This window comes from Sutterella sp. (genome assembly GCF_030539355.1).
Taxonomy (GTDB): Bacteria; Pseudomonadota; Gammaproteobacteria; order Burkholderiales; family Burkholderiaceae_F; genus Sutterella.
Window position 1 is genome coordinate 1 of sequence record NZ_JAUNSF010000058.1, and the last position, 18,865, is coordinate 18,865.

Annotated in this window: 10 protein-coding genes; 2 read left to right on the plus strand and 8 right to left on the minus strand. The window is 66.9% G+C overall.

Annotated features, from left to right (window positions below; genetic code table 11):
• Positions 1–190: 190 nt before the first annotated feature.
• Positions 191–1,477 carry an amidohydrolase gene (locus tag Q4F91_RS08800; protein WP_303336788.1) on the plus strand — a complete coding sequence of 429 codons (1,287 nt, stop codon included), beginning with the start codon at positions 191–193 and terminating at the stop codon, positions 1,475–1,477.
• 130 nt (positions 1,478–1,607) lie between these two features.
• Entirely contained in the window at positions 1,608–5,438 is a 3,831-nt protein-coding gene (locus tag Q4F91_RS08805; protein ID WP_303336790.1) for an SNF2-related protein, read from the plus strand.
• 95 nt (positions 5,439–5,533) lie between these two features.
• Here the strand turns inward: Q4F91_RS08805 and Q4F91_RS08810 are convergent, their stop codons facing one another.
• From Q4F91_RS08810 to bcsA, 8 genes are all read right to left on the minus strand, one after another.
• The gene (locus tag Q4F91_RS08810) at positions 5,534–6,478 is read right to left on the minus strand and encodes a sugar phosphate isomerase/epimerase (RefSeq protein WP_303336792.1); all 945 of its coding nucleotides are present in this window, start codon (positions 6,476–6,478) and stop codon (positions 5,534–5,536) included.
• Between the two features lie 368 nt (positions 6,479–6,846).
• Positions 6,847–7,728 carry a sugar phosphate isomerase/epimerase gene (locus tag Q4F91_RS08815; RefSeq protein ID WP_303336794.1) on the minus strand — a complete coding sequence of 294 codons (882 nt, stop codon included), beginning with the start codon at positions 7,726–7,728 and terminating at the stop codon, positions 6,847–6,849.
• A 210-nt stretch (positions 7,729–7,938) separates the two neighbouring features.
• A complete protein-coding gene (locus Q4F91_RS08820) occupies positions 7,939–9,366 on the minus strand; it encodes a hypothetical protein (RefSeq protein ID WP_303336796.1) in 1,428 nt (475 codons plus the stop codon).
• A gap of 9 nt (positions 9,367–9,375) precedes the next feature.
• Entirely contained in the window at positions 9,376–10,959 is a 1,584-nt protein-coding gene (locus Q4F91_RS08825; RefSeq protein WP_303336798.1) for a hypothetical protein, read from the minus strand.
• A gap of 237 nt (positions 10,960–11,196) precedes the next feature.
• Entirely contained in the window at positions 11,197–12,843 is a 1,647-nt protein-coding gene (gene bcsG / locus Q4F91_RS08830; protein ID WP_303336801.1) for a cellulose biosynthesis protein BcsG, read from the minus strand.
• A complete protein-coding gene (gene bcsZ / locus Q4F91_RS08835; RefSeq protein WP_303336803.1) occupies positions 12,840–13,967 on the minus strand; it encodes a cellulose synthase complex periplasmic endoglucanase BcsZ in 1,128 nt (375 codons plus the stop codon). The genes bcsG and bcsZ overlap by 4 nt, the downstream gene beginning before the upstream one ends.
• Positions 13,967–16,186: a cellulose biosynthesis cyclic di-GMP-binding regulatory protein BcsB gene (locus tag Q4F91_RS08840; protein ID WP_303336805.1), complete on the minus strand. Its 2,220-nt coding sequence runs from the start codon at positions 16,184–16,186 to the stop codon at positions 13,967–13,969. The genes bcsZ and Q4F91_RS08840 overlap by 1 nt, the downstream gene beginning before the upstream one ends.
• A 33-nt stretch (positions 16,187–16,219) precedes the next feature.
• Positions 16,220–18,853, minus strand: a complete 2,634-nt coding sequence (bcsA, locus tag Q4F91_RS08845; RefSeq protein WP_303336807.1) for a UDP-forming cellulose synthase catalytic subunit — start codon at positions 18,851–18,853, stop codon at positions 16,220–16,222.
• Positions 18,854–18,865: the final 12 nt, after the last annotated feature.

An 18,865-nucleotide genomic window follows, 5' to 3' on the forward strand; every position in this document is an offset into this window, starting at 1 on the left:
CAAGGGCTGGGACGCCACCAAGGAGACCGCAGGCAAGATCGGCTCGGCCATCAAGGACATGTTCTGATCCCGATGGCATGACTCAACCGCCGCCGGCTCCCCCGGGCCTGCGGCGGTGACACTCACGCGAAAAGTTCCCTCCCGAGGACTCATCGTCAAAACCCCACAGGCCAAGAATTTGGAGAAAACCATGGCTTTCACTGAAGCGCAGTACATCGAGGAGATGATCCGCACCCGTCGTCAGATCCACCAGAGACCCGAGGAGGGCTGGACCGAGTTCGAGACGAACTGGCTCGTGGTTGAGCGCCTGCGCGAAATCGGCTACACGACGATCCTCCAGGGAACGAAGGTGATCAACCCCGATGCCGTGATGGGCCGCGACCCGAAGCTCGTTGAGGCCGCCATCAAGCGCGCGCTCGAGCACGGCGTCCCGCAGGAGTTCATCGACGCCACCGAGGGCTACACCGGCACCGTCGCCGTCCTCGAGACCGGCCGTCCGGGCCCCGTCACCGCCTTCCGCTGCGACATGGACTGCGTGCTCGTCACCGAGTCCGACTCGCCCGACCACGTCCCGACCGCCTGCGGCTTCGCCTCGAAGCGCCCGGGCTTCATGCACGCCTGCGGCCACGACTCGCACACCTCCGTGGGCCTCGAGGTCGCGCGCTGGCTCTTCGACCACAAGGACGAACTCAAGGGCACCTTCAAGCTGATCTTCCAGCCGGCCGAGGAAGGCGTGCGCGGTGCCGCCGCCATCGCCGCCTCCGGCGTCGTCGACGACGTGAACTACCTCGTCGGCGGCCACGTCGGCACCTCCGCGAAGCTCGGCCAGGTCGGCCTCTCCGAGGGCGGGTTCCTCGCCTCCACCAAGATCGACCTCCACTTCCACGGCCGTCCCTCCCACGCGGGCTCGGACCCCGAGAAGGGCCGCAGCGCCCTGATGGCCGCCTGCGCGGCCGCGATGATGATGCAGGGCATCTCCCGCAGCGGCGAGGGCGTCACCCGCATCTCGATCGGGCGCCTGAACGCCGGCGAAGGCCGCAACGTCACGCCGGTCCACGCCGACATGCAGCTCGAGGTCCGCGGCCAGACGACCGAGGTGAACCAGTACATGGTGAAGTCCGTCCAGAACATCATCGAGGGCGTGCGCCACGCCTACGAGGTCGAGATCGACTTCGTCAAGGCGGGCGAGGCGGCGACGCTCCAGTGCTGCCCCGAGCTCATCGGCATCGTCGAGGCGGCCGCCAAGGAAGTCCCGGGCGTGGAGAGCACCTTCCGCACGAGCAAGCCCTCGGGCTCGGAGGACTGCACGCTCCTCGTCAACCGCGTCATCGAGCACGGCGGCCAGGGCGCGTTCTTCCTCTTCGGCTGCAACCACCACGGCCATCATCGCGCCGACTTCGAGATCCAGGACGAGACGAGCATGCCGGTCGGCTTCGGCGTCTTCCGCAACGTCGCGAAGAAACTGAACGGAATCTGAATCAAATTCTGATCCTTTGAGGTGGCGCTCCCCGCCGCCTGCCGCTATCCTTACGGGCGGCCGTGCTTGAGTACCGGGCACGGCCGCCCGTTTCATATTTCACTCCCCGAAGTTTCAAGGATCCTCAGCAATGGCCACACGACGCGAATACGGCACCACCTGGTGGGGCTCGGCCTGGCTTGCCGCGCTCGAGCGCGTGGACGAGGCGAACCGCATCCCGCGCGGCAAGTCCTACGCCAACACGGGCCGTGTGCGGCAGATCACGCTCGACCCGACGACGCGGCAGATCGATGCCGTCGTGCAGGGCACGGTGCCCTACGAAGTCTCCTTCAGCATGAAGCCGGTGGCGAAGACCGCCGCCGCGAAGCTCCTTGACCGCATCGCCGCGGACCCGGACCTGATCGCCGAGCTGCTCGACGGCCGCATCCCGCCCGAGGTGGCCGACATCTGCGACGAGCTTGGAATCGAGTTTTTCCCGAGGAGCTCGCGCTCCTTCAAGGTGCGCTGCTCGTGCCCGGACTCCGCGCGCATCTGCAAGCACATCGCGGCGGTCTTCTACATGATCGCCGACCAGATCGACGTCGATCCCTTCTTCATCTTCCGCTTCCGCGGCCTCGACCTGAAGCGGGGCCTCAAGGAGCGCGGCATCGACCTCGACGCGGCCGTGAAGGTGAGGCCGCTCCCAGCGGCGGAGCTCTTCGCCCGCGCGGAGACCTCGCTCGTGAGGGGCGGGCAGCCTGCGCGCCGGGAGTTCCCGGCGGGCGACGAGTTCGCCGAGGCCGGGAACCAGGCGCTCGCCGAGCTGCGCAGCATCCCCTACCGCTCGCTCACTCCGCTCCTCGAGGTGATCGTCCGGCTTTTCCCGGAGTCCGTCCCCATCTCGAGCAACCGCGACTGCCGCGGGTTCGTGCGGACGATCCTCACGCGCGCCGCGAAGGGCGCGAAGGCCGCGGTTGCGCTGGCCTCCGAGCCTGACGCCTCTGACCGCCCGGCCTCCGCGGCCGCGGGCTTCGAGGCGTTCGGCTCGTTCCTCACGAGCGAGATGGAGGAGGACGAAAAGGGGTCGTCCAAGGGCTTCCCCGGTTTCACTGAGGCCCCCCTCCCGCTCCTCAACTTTGCGAAAAAGGACCTCGATCCCGCCGTCGCGCTCATCCCCTCCGCCGTGAGCAAGGCCCGGGGTTTCATGACGGAGCTTCACTTCATCATCCCGGCGCTCGCACGCATCCCCGCGCGCGACGTGCAGCTGATGGACCCGGTGTTCGAATGCTGGCGCGAGATCGCGCTCGCCTCGGCGAGGCTCGTGGCCGAGGGCGCCGTGGTCCCGGCGGTGGAGGGGTCCTCCGAGGTCGAGGACTGCTGCCCGCGCCTCGCCTGGCTCCCGGCGGTCGGAAGCCCCGCCGTGCGCTCGACCGTCCTGCAGCTCGCGCGCGGCATCGCGCCCTGGGCGCGCGACCTCGTTTGCGGCGAAGCCGCGGACATCTGCGCGGGCTCGCCCGAGCGCACGGCGCTCCTCTGCCTCTCGGCCGCCATCGCGGGCTGGATGGGCGACGCGATGTACCGCTGGCTGCGCCGCCCCGACCCCTCGGACATCTTCGAGGCACTGATGCTCTCGATCGACCTCTCCGAGTTCGACGGCCGCATCGACCCGATCGCGGGCGAGTCGCTCGCGCGGGTGCTCAAGCACTTCACGCTCGCCGACGCCTATCCCTGGCAGCCGGTGCTCACCGTGCGCTCGGCGCCCAAGGGCGGGATCCGCGTGAACTTCGGCATCCTCTCGCGCTCGGCCGACATGGCGAAGGCCACCGAGACAGCGCTCGCCGCCCCAGACGACGACGCCGAGGACGAGATCGAGTTTCCCGACGACCCGGCCGCCTCGGTCGAGGGACTCCCGAAGGACCGGCCATTGCTCTTTCGCACGCTCATGAAGAACGAGCGCTGGAGCGCGCACCGCTACGCCGCGCTCTCGGTGCTGCGCGCGCTCGGCCGCGAGAGCCCGCAGATCGACGCGATCCGCGTGAACAAGGGCAAGCCCGGCAAGCTCGCCCTCACCGAGCTCAAGGACTTTCTCTTTGACACGGCGCCGCTGCTGGCCATCCTCGGCGTCACGGTGATGCTTCCCAACTCGATGAGGAAGCTCCTGCGGCCGACGCTCACCGGCGCTGTCAGCACGGGCAAGGGATTCGCCAAGAGCCTGCTCTCGCGCGACGCGCTCGCCGAATTCGACTGGCGCGTCTCGATCGGCGGGCGGGAGATGTCGGAGGAGGAATTCCTCGCGCTCGCCGACGCCCACGCGGGCGAGATCGTGCAGATGGGCGAGGACTTCGTCTACCTCGACCCCGAGGAGATCAACCGCATCCGCCGCTCGCTCGAGACGCCGCCGAAGCTGACGCCGCTCGAGAAGATGCGCGCGGTTCTGCTCGGCGAATTCGAGGGCATGCCCGTCGAGGTCTCGCCCGAGGTGAAGCTCGCGCTCGAGCACATCACCGAGGTCACCGACGTGCCGCCCCCGCAGGGGCTCACCGCGACGCTTCGCCCCTACCAGGAGAGGGGCTACTCGTGGCTCATGAAGAACATGGGCCTCGGCATGGGCGCCCTCATCGCGGACGACATGGGCCTCGGCAAGACGCTCCAGGTGATCAGCGCGATCCTCGAGCTCAGGAACCGCGGGGAACTGAAGGAAAAGCGCGTGCTCGCCGTCGTCCCCACCACCCTCATCACGAACTGGACGCGCGAGATCGCGAAGTTCGCGCCGTCCTTGACCTGCGGCGTCTACCACGGCGCCGACCGGTCGCTGCCCGCTCCGAAGGACCTTCCCGACGTAACGCTCACGAGCTACGGGACACTGAGGCGCGACTTCGAGTTCCTCTCCGAGCGCCGCTGGAAGCTCGTGGTGCTCGACGAGGCGCAGGCGATCAAAAACGTCACCTCGGCCCAGACCGCGGCCGTGCGGGGCCTGAAGACCGAGCTCCTCATCGCCATGACCGGCACGCCGGTCGAGAACCGCCTGATGGAGTACTGGTCGATTCTCTCAGCGGTGCAGCCCCGCATCCTCGGCACGCAGAAGGACTTCAGCGAGACGTTCGCCAAGCCCATCGAGGCCGACCACGACCCGCAGGCCGTCGAGGCCTTCCGGCGGCTGACGGCGCCCTTCATGCTGAGGCGCCTGAAGAGCGACAAGTCGATCATCGCCGACCTGCCCGAGAAGAACACGATCGATCACTTCACGACGATGCATCCCGAGCAGGCCGCGCTCTACGCAAAGACCCTGAAGAAGATGATGGACAAGATCAGGGAGCTCGAGAACGCCGAGGACGCGAACACGCTCGGGGGACGCCTCGCCCGCCGGGGAATGGTGCTGAAGCTCATCACGAGCTTGAAGCAGATCTGCAACTCGCCCTCGCAGTTCATGAAGACCGAGGCGCCGCTCCCCGACTCGGGAAAAGGCGACGCGCTCCTCGAGGTTCTGGGCGAGTGCGCCGAGGCCGACCGCAAGGTGCTCATCTTCACGCAGTACCGCGAGATGGGCGAGCGCCTGCAGAAGTGGATCGCCGCCGCGACCGGCGCCGAGCCCGAGTTCCTGCACGGCGGCGTGCCCGCGAAGCGCCGCCAGGAGATGGTCGACCGCTTCCAGACGGACCGCTCGTCGCGCATTCTCATCCTCTCGCTCAAGGCGGGCGGCACGGGTCTCAACCTCACCGCGGCCTCGGCGGTCATCCACTATGACCTCTGGTGGAACCCGGCCGTGGAGGCGCAGGCCACCGACCGCGCCTTCCGCATCGGGCAGCGACGCGACGTGCTCGTCTGGCGCTTCATCACCGCGGCGACGTTCGAGGAGCGCATCAACGACATGCTCGAATCGAAGCGCGACCTCGCGGAGATGACCGTCACCACGGGCGAATCGTGGATCGGCGACCTCCCGACCGAGGAACTCAACCGCATCTTCGCGCTCCCGACGAAGTGACGCCTGTCCCAGGCGGATACGGAAAACGGCCGGTGTCCCTGAAGAAAGACACCGGCCGCTTTCACGCTGGAGAAAGATCAGCTGCGGGAATCCGATCAGAACTCGCCCGCCTTGTTGAGCACCGCGACCATGTCCTCGAGGTACATGCGGGCGCGGTCGAGCGGCGACATCGTGAGCGCGAGGTCGGCGTTGCAGCACTCGATCGAGATGGGCAGACCCTTCAGGTGGCTGAGGAGCTGCGGCAGGTCGCCGGCGCCGGTGCCCGGCGAGAGGCGGAAGTTGCGGGCCTGGTAGAGGATGCCGTCCATGTCCTTCGGCGTGGCGGCCGTGAGGTCGCACATCTGGCAGTAGTGGAGCGCGCCCTGCGGCAGGTTGTCGATGTCCGCGTACTCGTTCTTCGCGCGGTAGTAGTGGATCGGGTCGATGAGGACGCCGGCGTTCGGGCGGTTCACCTTGCGGATCACCTCGCCCGTCTGCTTGACGGTCGAGAGGTCGCACCAGGGCATCGGCTCGATGTTGAGCGAGAGGCCGTAGGGGTGCGCGAGCTCGCAGAGCTGGGCGAAGTTGTCCGTGAGGCGGTTGATGTCGGGGTCGTTGCCGGCCACGAGCACCTGGGAGGCGCCGAGGCGGGCGCCCGTCTCGAAGAACGGCACCCAGTTGACCGCGCGGGTGTCGGGCTTGAGGCGCAGGATCTCGACGTCAAGCACCTTGACGCCGGTGGACTTCAGGTTCGCCTCGACGGCGCGGATCATCGGCGTGTCGCCGATCATCGAGTACTGCGTCTCGGTCGGGGTGGCCGGAACGAGGCGGATGCCGACGTGGCTGTAGCCGGCGGCCGCGGCGCAGAGCACCTGGTTCGCGGGCGAGAGGTCAAGCACCGTCAGGGCGGCGAGGCCGATCGGGCGGGGGAGCTTGAGCTCGGGGAACTTCTTTTCCTTGAGCGTCACGGGCGTGACCTTCGCGCTCGCGGCGCGGCTGAAGGCAAGACTTCCGGCGGCAAGGGCGGCGGCACCGCCGATGAACTGACGACGACTAGACATTCTCAATATCTCCTGGTCATACAGCCGGGACCCGGACAGGAAAACTTCTGGTGATTAAGTCCGGTGACTTATCCCGACCGATGGAGATATCGTAGAGAGCACTAGATCTTTCGCATACCGCCCGCGGGCGGTGTCCGTCACCCGTATCGGAATGGATACTTACAGCTTCTACCAAATAATTCCACTTAAGATTCAATGCGTTGCTTCATTTCAGGATCGATCAATACAACTCAAAATCCAACAATCCCATCCTTCCTGCCGAAAATTCTGATTCAGAGACACATCGAGCTCCGGATCGTCAGACACCGGAGCCCGGATACTCACGAAATCATCACTGAATTCCCTGGTTCGTCATAGAACGACAGATCTCACACCTCACCGATCGAGTTGAGGAGCGCGACCGTGTCCTCGAGGTACATGCGGGAGCGGTCGAGCGGCGACATCGAGAGCACGAGCCGGTTGTTGATGCACTGGACCGAAATGGGGATGTCCTTGAGGTGCGCGAGCAGACCCTTCAGGTCCGCCGTGCCGGCGCCGGGCGAGAGGCGGTAGTTGCGCGCCTGGAAGATGACCTCGTCCATGTTCTTCGGGGGAACCGTCATGTCGCACATCTGGCAGTAGCGCAGCGCCCCCGGCGGAAGCGCGTCGATGTCGGCGAAGGTGTTCTTCGCACGGAAGAAGTGGATCGGGTCGACGAGGAGCCCCGCGTTGACGTGGTTCACATGCTCGAGCACCTCGCCCGTCTGCTTCACGGTCGAGAGGTCGTTCCAGGGCATCGGCTCGATGCTGAGCGCGAGCCCGTGCGGGAAGGCGAGCTCGCAGAGCTCGGCGAAGTTGTCGGCGAAGCGGCTCAGATCCGGGTCGTTGCCGACGACGCGCACCTCGGTCGCGCCGAGCCGCTCCGCGGTCTCGAAGAAGGGCTCCCAGTTGACCGCCCGGGTGTCGGGCTTGACGCGCAGCGCCTCGACGTCGAGCACCTTCATGCCCGTGAGCCTCAGATTCGTCTCCACCTCGCGCACCATCGGCGTGTCGCCCACCATGCCCCAGCGGGCCTCGGTGGGGAACGCGGGCACGAGCCTCAGTCCCACGTGGCTGTAGCCCGCGGCCGCGGCGCAGAGCACCTGGTTCGCGGGCGAAAGTTCCTGAATGGTGAGCGGTGAGAGCGCGATCGGGCGCGGGAGCTTGAGCTCCTCGAATGTTCTGTCCTCAATCGTCACGGGCACCACGCGTGTGATACGACCTTCCGGCATCTGCTTCTCCTCGGAATGCGGAAACACCGGCTCCAGGGGAAAAAGGGGTCGGGCCGGTGGAAGACGTCATCGTGCCACCTATCTCACCCGTGCAACAGTTCCCGAAAGGCGGACCGAGGCTTATCGCCCGGACTAGGCCGAAAGGAATAGAGACGCCGGGCGGTTTCCTCAGGGAAGCCGCCCGGCGCAGGGTGTCGATCGGGTGTGCGGTCAGTCGTTCTGCGGCGTTTCCGTCGGTTCCACGTGCTCGCTCGCGATCTGCTCAACGGTTCGGCCCTTGGCAAGCTCGTCCTCAAGCTTGGAGACATTGGCGAAGAGCTGCGTCAGCATTGAGTTGGGACCTTTGAAGTAGCGCTTTCCGTCCCCGGGACCGGCATCCCAGTCACAGTACGCGATTTCGCTGAGGAAGCTGAGGCCGGCCTCCGGCGTTCCCTTGAGATATTCATCGAGATCCTCGGCGAGTTCACAGCCAGGGTTCGAGAGCTGAACGAAACGCTCGAACTCGCGCAGGAGGTGCGTGACCTCAAAGAGAATCGAGAGCGCGACCTGAAAGATGAGGGCGACTGCGGGGCGGCGTGCCGCGAGTGACTCGTCCGTCAGCCTGTCGAACCAGTCCTCCGGCACGTGCATGCAAAGCGAGTCCCAGAGCTCGGAGAACGCTTCGGAAAACCCGGTGAAGTCCTCCCAGAGCTCTGCCGTCTCCCGCGTTGACACCGTCTTCGTGCACACCAGTGCGCCCGTGGAGTTCTCGCGCACGTACGCGTCGAACTCGTCAGGATCCTTCAGGAGCCGCTTGTTCTCGTCCTCACGGAGGAACTCGATCAGGTTGGTGTAGCCCTCAAAATCCACGAGGAAGTACCGGGCCCTCCCCTCCTCGGGGTTCTCCGGCTTTCCGGGAACACGGGTGACAAAGCGGTCGAACTCGGGCAGGTACGAGCGCGGCAGCAGACATTCGTCAAAGTGCGCGTGGAGCCACCGGCTCAGATGCGACTTCGGATCCGAGAAATGCATCCGCCGGATCGCGGCGAACCCTGCGGCCTCGGCCTCGACGAGAACAGGCAGCGAGCGGATCTCATCATCGCCGGCGCGATTGAGGCCGCCCACGAGCCAGCGCGAGGACACCTCAGCCGCAGCGGGAACCCTGAAGAGCGGATCATCCGCCTTGAGCGCGGTGTTCACCCGGTGGGGAGCCGCATAGACGCACTCCCGCGGCACCCCGTCCTGAAGCAGGACGCCGAGGTTAAACCCGGCGGCGGGGTTGAGTTCGTATTCATCCTCGAAGACGTTGGCATAGGCGCGGTACTCCTCGAAGGTTCCCCCGAACCGCGCGGCACGCAGTTCACCGAACTTCCGCGAGATGTCCTCAAGCTTCGAGAGGTCCCTGAGGATTGCCTCGGTGCGCATGCCGCCCCGGCCGAAGATCTGCCGGATGCGGTACAGCACCGAGTCGGAGGCGTCGTCTTCGAGACGGGTCCAGTGATCCGCGAGCATGATGAGGACGAGGCCGAGGACGCTGTCAGCGAGTTTCTCATTTCCAAGCGCCCGGGCGAGGTCCTCGCCGATGGCGCGGCGGCGCGCGACGCGCAGGACAAAGTCAATCCCCGGCGGGAGGGGGTAATGTTTTTTCTTTCTGGTCATGGCGTTTTTTCAGAATCGGTTCCTGGTGATGCGCGGGGTGCACGGATACTGGCGACGAAGTTCAGCGAACGTGAGACCGTGGCGACGGCTGAGATTGACGTTCCACACCCTGAGGAAGGTCTCGCCGAGAGGCCGGCCTGAATAGGGCAGGAGCGCCCTGACGACTCTCGCCCCGTCCTTCCAGCCCCAGGCGAGAAGGGGCAGCGACTCAAGAAACTCGAACGCCTGGTGGGGCGTGCCCGAAAGCCATTCCCCGGCGACGCCGATGGGATCGATTTCCTCGAGCATCTCCACGGTCCCGGGATATGCCCTGGGCACATCGCGCAGCAGCGCGCCGGTGGCGAAGACGAGCGAGAGGACGATGCCGCCCATGAAGGCGCCGGCGCGCCGGAGAGCCTCCCGGGCCTCCGGCGGCATCTCCTCCTGCCACTCCGCAGGAAGAAGCGTTGTGAGCGCATCCCAGAAACGGGTGAAGATGTCCGAGAACTCCATGCCCTGGAAATTCATCCTCGCGAGTTCACAGGGCGGGATCTCCGCCGTGCCTGCGATGCAGGAACATGCCGTCACCCGGGAGTGGACATCAAAGAGGTCCAGATCCGGCTCCAGACGCTCTGCTCTGCTGCCGAACCGTCCCATTCCGGCGCGGTACGCGGCCCGCAGCTCCTGAATCTGGTCGCTCAGGAACTCAATCGTCCCGATGTAGGCGTCCTTCGGCAGCAGTATGTACTGCACACGCCCCTCCTCGCCCCCTTCCGCCTCGCCGGGCACGCGCACAGCGAAGGTCTTGAATTCAGGGATGTAGACGCGGGGCAGGATGCACTCGCCGAAGTGCTTCTCAATGAACCGGTGAAGCCTCGTGCCCGGATCGACGGAAAGCAGGTGCCTGAAGGCGGTGAACCCGGCCGCTTCCGCTGCGGCGAGCACCGGACGTTCTTTCCCGCGGCCGCTGTCGTAATTGAACTCTCCGAGGAGAAAGCGCAGAGGCGCCCTCAGGGCCGCGGAGGTCGAGAGGAGCACGTCATCGGACCTGATCGCCGTTCCCAGGGGATGAGGCACGGCGAGCACGCAGTCCTTCGCGAAGCCCTTCTCCATGACGATGCCGAGATTGAGCCCCGCATGCTTGTTGAAATCCTCATCGGACTCGGCGAGGTTCGCATAGGCCTGATACACGAAGGAACCGGACAGACGGGACGCGCGCAGTTCGGCGTAGTTCTCCTCAAAGTCAGCGGCCTTCATGCGGCCGGCGAGTTCCTCCACAATCCGGGCGGCGGTCGTGTCCCTTCCGTAATTCTCCCTGAAGGTCCTGCGGAATTCCGCCTCGGGATCATCTTCTCTCAGGACGTCTCCGGCTGCGAGACAAATGCCGGCGAGTCCCAGGACCGATTCGGCGAGTTTCGCGTCACCGAGCGCTTCCGTGAGGTCGCTCAGGATGCCGCGCTCGAGCGCGATCGTATAGAGGAGCTCGAGGCCGGGTCTCATGTTCCTCTCTTCCGACCGACTGCGGGGCGACTGTCTGCCGCCGCGGCCGCCGCCGTTCCTCTGACCGGCGCGGGCGTTCGTGCCGCCGTTTTTGCTGCTGGTGTTTCTGGACATAGGTGTTACCTTGTGTCGTGTTGATAAATCCGGTGCCGACCCGAAGCTTTGCTCCGTGAGGCAGTGAGATCATTCTGCACGAGGGGTGCGTCAGCAGACGGTTCACGCGGAGGGGTCGGGTGCCCAGACCTATCCCGCATTCACGTTATTTTTCGGCGAATCGCTGAAAAAACGCCCTTCCCCGGCACGAAACACGGGAAAGGGCGCTCATTTCACCTGAGTTTCAGATCGAAGCCGTCACTTCCCGTACGGTCTCCAGTCCCCGTCGTTGCGCTTGAGGTACTCGACGCCCTTCATCTCGAGCACCTTCGCCTGGCCGTTCTCCGAGACCGGATGCGTCTCGGGGAGGTCCTTCACGAGTTCCTCCATCGGCACCGCGCCGCCGCGCGCGCTGAAGAAGTTGGTCGAGAGCGTGCGGCCGATGAGCGACGTGAGCGCGAGGTAGCTCGTGGGGCCCGTGACGTGGATGGGCTGCTCGGGGAGTCCCCGGACGCCGAAGAACTTCACCATCACTGGCACCTCGGTGATTCTCAGGCTCGGGATGTCGCGCAGGCGCGGCGCCTGGATGCGGTCGCCTCGCACGGCGGCGCCGTGCTCGGGGACCACGACGAGCATCACGCGGCGGCCCGTGCGGTCAAGCTCCCGCATGAAGGTGTTCAGGTCGTCGAGCATGCGCTGCGCGCGCGGCTTGAAGGCCTCGGAGCGCCCGTGGCGCGGGAGACGGTTGCCGTCGTGGAGCGAGATGAGGTTCATGAAGGTGACGCTGCGCTTTTCCTTCGCGCGGGCGGTCGTGCGCTGCCAGAACCTGAGCAACCCGAGCGTGTCGGCGAGTTCCTCGTCATCGAACCCCATGTAGCGGATGGGGATGGGCTTCCCCTTCGACTCGAGCGGCGCCGCAAGGCCCGTCTTGTCGCGGATCGTCTGCAGGAAGTTGTCGTACTCACCCGAGTGATCCATCATCAGATGCTGCGAGTAGCCGAGGGCCCCGAGCTTGTTCATCACCTCGCAGTCCGTGCGGCGCTCGCCGTAGAGATCGTTGTGCGAGGGCTGGCCGCAGGCGCCGGTGAGGAGCCTGAGCGCCGCGGGTCCCGAGTACGAGGTCGCGGCGTTGAAGCGGTCGAAGCGGACGTTGAAACGGTCGAGGACCGGGTGGCCGTCGAGCTGCGAGGCGGCGAGGTCGTCGTTCGCGAGCGAGCAGATGTTGAGGAGCAGGATGTCAAAGGGCGTGTCCTTCTCCGGGATCCCCGTGGGGAACTCCGCCCTTCTCTCCTTTTCGAACGCAAGGAACGCCTCGTACCACTCCTTCACGGTCGCGCTCTCCGCGGCCTCGCCCTCGGCGGGAGCCGTCCGGGCCGATGCGGTCACAACCTCGTCGGCGGTCTCGTGCGTGCGGAAGGCATCCAAGGCCGGCGCCGCCGCCATGCCGACGAAGCAGACGAGCGTGACGAACGTGAAGCGGATCGTGTCCTTCAGGAGCACCCAGAGGAGGATCCCGAGCGCGGCCGCCCCGACCATCTGCCAGTTGATGAAGTCGAGCGCGAGCTCGAGGAGATAGTTCCAGGAGAACCCGCGGATGCCGCCCGCGTTTGCCATGATGCTCTCCGGGCCCGGCAGCCAGCTCTCGCTCCAGAGGAGCGCCGCCGCGGCGACGATGCACCCGGCGGTTCTCAGCCACCGCACGGCGCGCCACTTCATGGGCACCATGAGCACGGCGATCAAAAGCGCGTTCCAGAGCACGGCGAGCGTGAGGTACCCGGCCGCGACGAGCCCGAGCTTCGCGAGGAAGTAGAGGTTCCAGCCGCCGAGCCCCTCGAGCGGCAGGCGGACCGCGGCGGCGGCTTCGAGCGCTTCGGTCCGGGAGTCCTTGTCGTTCAGATCGGTCAATTCACACCCCCGCCACCCTCAAGGATGAGCCTGCCGTCGGGCGCGAAGCCCCAGCGGCCCTCGTCAAAGCCGAGTCCGAAGAGCGTGAGCACGTTGCCGTAGTAGCGCTCCGGGTTCACGCCCTCGTTGGTGAGCACCGTGCGGATCAGCCCCGCGGTGCGGTCATTGCCGAGGAGCGTGAGCAGGCACGCGCCGAAGTAGTCCGGCCCCGGCGCGCTCACGTCGCCCGTGGCGACGTTCGTCTTCTCAGGCGGAAAGTTGAGCGCGCGGGTCGCGGCGACCATCGGCGCGAACTGGCGCGCGAGGATCGTGCGCGAGGGGTCCGCGGGCGAGAGCATGCCCGCCCACATGTAGGTGCGGATGGCGTTGTAGCTTCCCGTGCCGCAGTCCTCGCCCTCGGGCTTGACCAACCGCCCGGAGGCGGTGAACCGCGCCCACTCGGGCGAGAAGCCCGACGGGGCCGAGCGCACGAGCATCGCGAGCGACCCGTCGTACACCCGCGCCCAGAAGGCATCCTCGGCGGCGAAGCGCCTGAGAATAAAGAGCGGGTAGTAGCTCGGGTTGAGCTTCACCGTGCCGTTCTTGTCCTCGAAGCCGACGCGGCCCGGGAGGAGCACGCTCCCAAGGTTCTCGACCTCGCGGACGTGGGCCTTGAGAAGCCCCATCATCGCGAGTCCCTTGGCGGTGAGGTCCTTCCGCTCCCAGATGCGGCCGGCCTCGAGGAGCGCGTAGGCGATCCACATGTCGCTGTCGGTGGCGTTGTTCGTGTCGAGCACGCCCCAGCTGCCGTTCGTCGTCCGTCCCCAGAGCCAGGCGGGGAGCGTCTTCGTGATGTCACCCCCGGAGAGGTTCTTCTCCGTCCAGTCGAGGATCGCGTCAAAGCGGACCGGGTCGTTCGCGACCAGCGCGAAGAAGAGCGCGTAGGACTGCCCCTCGCTCGTCGTGATGCGGCGCGAGTCGCTCCTGTCCACCACACGCGACTCCTCGACGTTCGCGGCCACGAAATCGTTCCAGAGCGGCCAGGCGGCATGCGCCGGGAGCGCAATGGCAAGCGTCACGAGCACCGCGGAGACGGCAATGGAGACTGTCTCAGCCGCGCGTTTCTTCATATTCCTGAAACCCATCACTTTTCACGTCCTCCCACCCAGCGGCGCATGAAGACAAAGGCGGCGAGCCCGATCACGAGCGCGCTCGCGAGCGCGCAGACGACGAGCCAGCCCGGGTGGCGCGAGATCCGCCGCCAGACCTTGTGGTACCAGGGGAGGTCGCCCACGGTGTAGCGCTCGCCCACGGCCCAGGAGGAGACGGAGGACGGTGTCATCACCGCGACCGACCCGGTGACGTTGCGAAGCGACGCCGGGTTCGCGAGCTGGGCGTTCAGTTCGAGCGAACTCGCCGGCCCCTCGGAGAGGAGCGCCACGACGGAGTGTCCGCCCGAGCGCGGGTTCTCGAGCGCGACCACGGCCGAGATCGCCTCGCCGATCACGCCCGCCTCGGGAGGCCGGAAGACGTGCGCATCATCCTTGCCCAGCCGGATCGCGTCCCCGACGCTCCCCTGGAGCTCAAGCGCGCGCTCCGGATTGATGTCGCTCATGCGCGTGGGGAGCGGTCCGATCGCAAGGACGTCGCGCTCCGCGACCAGCGGATCCGAGGCAGTGGACGTGACGCGCACGCGGTCGGCGACCGCGCCCGTGACGGCCGACATGCGGGCGACGGCGTTCAGCATCGTCGAGACCTCGTTCGCGCCCGCCTTCTCGGCGATCAGCACGACGGTGTGCGAGAGGTCCGCCCACTTCGTGAAGGGGTAGCCCGTCCTGAGGAAGAGCCTCAGGTCAGGGAGCCTCGCCTCGTGCCAGAGGCCCTCGAGGCGGATCGTCGACGAGGGCTCGATCTCCATCTGGTGCGTGAGGGGCATCACCGACTTGCAGTTCTCCGGGGACCCGCCCTCGGCCGTGCGCTCGTACTCGACGGCAAAGGAGAGCTGATTCTCCTGCTGGAGCGCAAGCGCGCCCGCAGGGTTGTCGGCGAGCGCCCCGTAGAAGCCGGGGAGTGCGATCGTCCGTTCGCCCCTGCCCTCGGTCGCGGCCATCGGGTCGGAATCGATGAGCGAGCCGTTCAGATACACGCGGAACTGCGCCGCCTCGCCCGCCATCGGCTTCGTGCTGCGGTACTTCACCGAGAGCGTGAGGTTCGCGTCGCTCGTCATGTAGAGGTCCGGGGCGAGCCGCACCGGCACCGTCACGGGCGGCATGCGGTAGCCGCGGCTCGAGAACTGGCCCTGATATTCCATGAGCGCCGAGAGCTGCACGGTCTTGCCCACCGGCAGCCAGTTCGGGGCGTCATAGGGCTCGCGGGGCGGCGTCTCCGCGAGCTTCCCCGGGCGGAAGACGTCGCCGATCATGACGTTCCCTTCGCGCACGAGCGCCTTCACCGCCGTGAGGATGTCGTCCTCGTCACGGCCGGCGATGACGAGCATCTTCTCGGCGAGCGCGCCCGGCGCGTCCATCACCGAGACCTGGGGACCCGCGACGGGCGGCAGGTCCTTCAGGAACGTCGGGCGGTCCGCGTTGGTCGCGAAGACCACGAAGTGCTCGGGGCCGGGGAGCGCGTTGTAGTAGACGGGAAAGTCCGCGCCGCGCCAGGCGGTGCGCCGGCCCGCGGAGCTCGCGAGCACGGCCGCGGCCTCCTTCATCCGGCTCGACGGCGCCGAGGCGAAGACGAAGGGCAGACGCGCGGCGGCGCCGGAGGCCGTGTCGATGAAGGGCGCGGGGAGCCGCGTGATGTCGTTCGCGAGACGGATGCGGGACTTCTCGAGCACGAGGCGGCTCGCCTGGCTCACGTCGAGCCAGAGCGACTCGTCGGCGGGGTTCTCGCAGACCGAGCGCACGTGCCCGATGAACTCGACCGTGATGCGGTTCTGCGAGCGGATGGCCTTGACGTTGAGCGGAACGGTGATGAGCGCGGGCTTCCCGATCATGTCTTCGCCGAGCGTCGTGGAGCGCTGCAGCTCGCCGTTCAAGTACACGTTCACCTGCGACACCCGAGGCAGCACCGAGGCCGACGCCTGGAAGGCGAGGTCGACCGAGGCCCCCGAGACCACGTCGTCGGCGCGGACGCCGAAGTCAAAGATCTGCTCGCGCGAGAGGCCCGTGAGCCTCACCGACCGCGCCGTGCCGCCCGGAACGAGCCCGATCAAGGGCGCCTTCTCCACGCGCACGCTCATCACGTCGGTGCGCCAGACGGGCGCGGGCGCCTGCTCCCCGGCGGCCGGGACGGACTCGGCCGCGAGGAGCCCCGCGGCGAGCACCGCGCACATCAGCCCGGTGAATCTTGTCTTTTCCATCGTTTTCATCAGGTTCACATTCATCCGTATCAGTCAGCAGTTCTTTTGTCCGGCTCTTGGCGTTCGGGGCAGGAGCGAGGCAATGAAGTCGCGCACCCTTGGCAATGTCCGCCCGGGGAGGAACTCGACCATCGAGCGGTAACCGTAGAGCGCGAGGCGCCCGAGCGCCAGGAAGCCCGTGAGGAAGCGGTCGTCGACGGGGTGGTCCGGCGCCTGCGCCCAGACGCCGCGCCTCGCGAAGGTGAGCGAATTGAAGCGCCGCTCGTCCGCGGCCGAGGCGAAGTCGATGAGCAGATCGCGCCTGCCCTCCTCCGTGACGCCGAGCCTTGCGGAGAAAGCCTCCGGGGAGCCGTCCTCGTTCGGTATCGCCACGGTGACGGGCGTCCCCTCGGGAAGACGGGCGAACGCGCTGAACGCCGCCTCGTCCCCGGCCGCCGGTTCCACGCGCACGCCCTCCTGCGAGAAGGCGGTCATGCGCAGAGGCAGGTCCTTACAGCCTGGGACAGCCACGCGGACGCCGAGCTCGAGCGGCACGCGGGGGAAGCGGTCGCGCTGCACCTCCTCGACCGCCACAGCCATCGTGGCGCCGAGGATCATCAGGTTGTAGACGATCCAGCCCATGTTGATCGCGAGCGTCAGGTACTCGGGATCGGGCGAGGCGAAGGCCTTCCAGAAGCCCGCGAGGAGTCCGGCGAAGTTGAGCGCGAGGAGCACGAGGTAGGGCTTCGTGATGCCCCAGTCGAGATACTTGCTGTCGATCGTGCCGCCCTTCGCGGTCACGTTGAACTTGCCGACGCCCGGCGCGATGAGCGCGACCGCCGTGGGCACGAGGATGTACCAGGAGAGCACCGTCTCGTAGACCCCGGAGAGGAAGGGATAGCGGTAGCCGTGCTGCAGGCGCTGGTTCGTCACGGCCGAGTGCACCATGTGCGGCACGACGTAGGCGAAGATCGAAGCGGCCGTCGCGTAGATCACGTAGACGTCGGCGAGCATGTAGGGCAAGGGCGCGAGCAGAAAGATGATCCTCGGCAGCCCGTGCAGGAAGTGCAGCATCGCGTTGAAGAAGCAGAGCCGCTGCGGCAGCGTGAGGCCGCGCCCGAGGAGCGGGCAGTCGCGCCTCAGGATCTGGATCATGCCGCGCGCCCAGCGGATGCGCTGCCCGATGTGGGCGGCGAGCGTGTCGGTGGAAAGGCCCGACGCGAGCGGGCGCGAGATGAAGGCGGACTTCCAGCCGCGGCGGTTGAGTTTGAGCGACGTGTGCGCGTCCTCGGTCACGGTCTCGATCGCGATGCCGCCCACTTCTTCCAGGGCCCTGCGGCGCATCACGGCGCTCGAGCCGCAGAACATCGTCGCGTTCCAGGTGTCGTTGCCCTTCTGGATGAAATCGTGGAAGAGCGAGTTTTCGATTGGCTGCGCGGGATCGAGGTGCAGGTTCTTCTCGAACGGATCGGGCGAGTAGAAGTGATGCGGCGTCTGCACGAGCGCGATCCTCGGATCGCGCACGAGCCAGCCCACGGTCGAGACAAGGAAGTCCTTCGAGGGCACGTGGTCGCAGTCGAAGATGACGATGTGCTCGCCCGACGTGACCGTGAGCGCGTGGTTGATGTTGCCCGCCTTGGCGTGTTTATGTTCCTCGCGGCGGATGTAGCCCGCGCCCGTCTCGCGCGCAAAGTCCTCGACGAACGCGCGGCTGCCGTCGTCGAGGATGTGGACGCGCAGCTTCTCCGCAGGCCAGTCGAGGTTGAGCGCCGCGTAGACCGTCGGCTTGATCACCTCGAGCGACTCGTTGTAGGTCGGGATGAAGACGTCCACCGTGGGCCAGGTGCTCCGGTCCCCGGGCAGCGGGCAGATGCGGCGGTCGAGCGCCCAGCAGACCTGGAAGTAGCCGAGAACCATCACGGCGAAGGCATAGATCTCCGCCGCGAGCAGCGCGCCCGTGAAGAAGATGTCGAGCCCGGTCGAGGTGTTGAGCGTCGCCGTGGCACGCCACCAGAGGTAGCGCGCCGAGACCACGATCGAGATCACGAAGAGGAGCATCAGCGTGATGCGCGCCTTCACGCGCACGAGCGCGATCATCGAGAAAAACATGAAGGAGAGGAAGACCACCTGGCCCTCGAGCGCGAAGGGCTGCGTGATCGAGAGCGCCGCGAGCGCGAAGCCGATGAGCACGATCACCGTGACCGCGGCCCGCCGGCCCCAGCCGCTCCCCTTCCCTGCGGCGTTTCCCTCATCCGCTTGGTCCGCATCCTCGGAGAGCGAGGGCAGCCGACGCACGAGCGCGAGACAGAGCGCGCCCCAGAGGTCGCCGAGCCGCCCGATCACCGCGCCCATCGCGCGGAGCACCGCCACGACGCCGGCGACGAGCCTCGCCCAGGGCGAGCGCGCGTTCCGCCTCGGGGGCTTCACGAGCAGGAGCCAGAGCGTCTGCACCAGGATCCGGAGCGGATCAAGAAGCCGCGGGCGGTCGAAGTCCACCTGCGGATAGAGAAATGCCTTCCGCTCGCAGACCGAGCGCATGAAGCCGCGCTCCATCGGCACGATGAGATAGAGCGCCCACAGAAAGAACCCGTTCACCGCGATCGCCGCCGTTCCCGCGCCGGAGGCGCGCCAGCGCTCGATACGCCGGGCGACGGCGCTGCGGGAGGACCGGGTGTCGGATTGCGGCATGGCGGGAAAAAA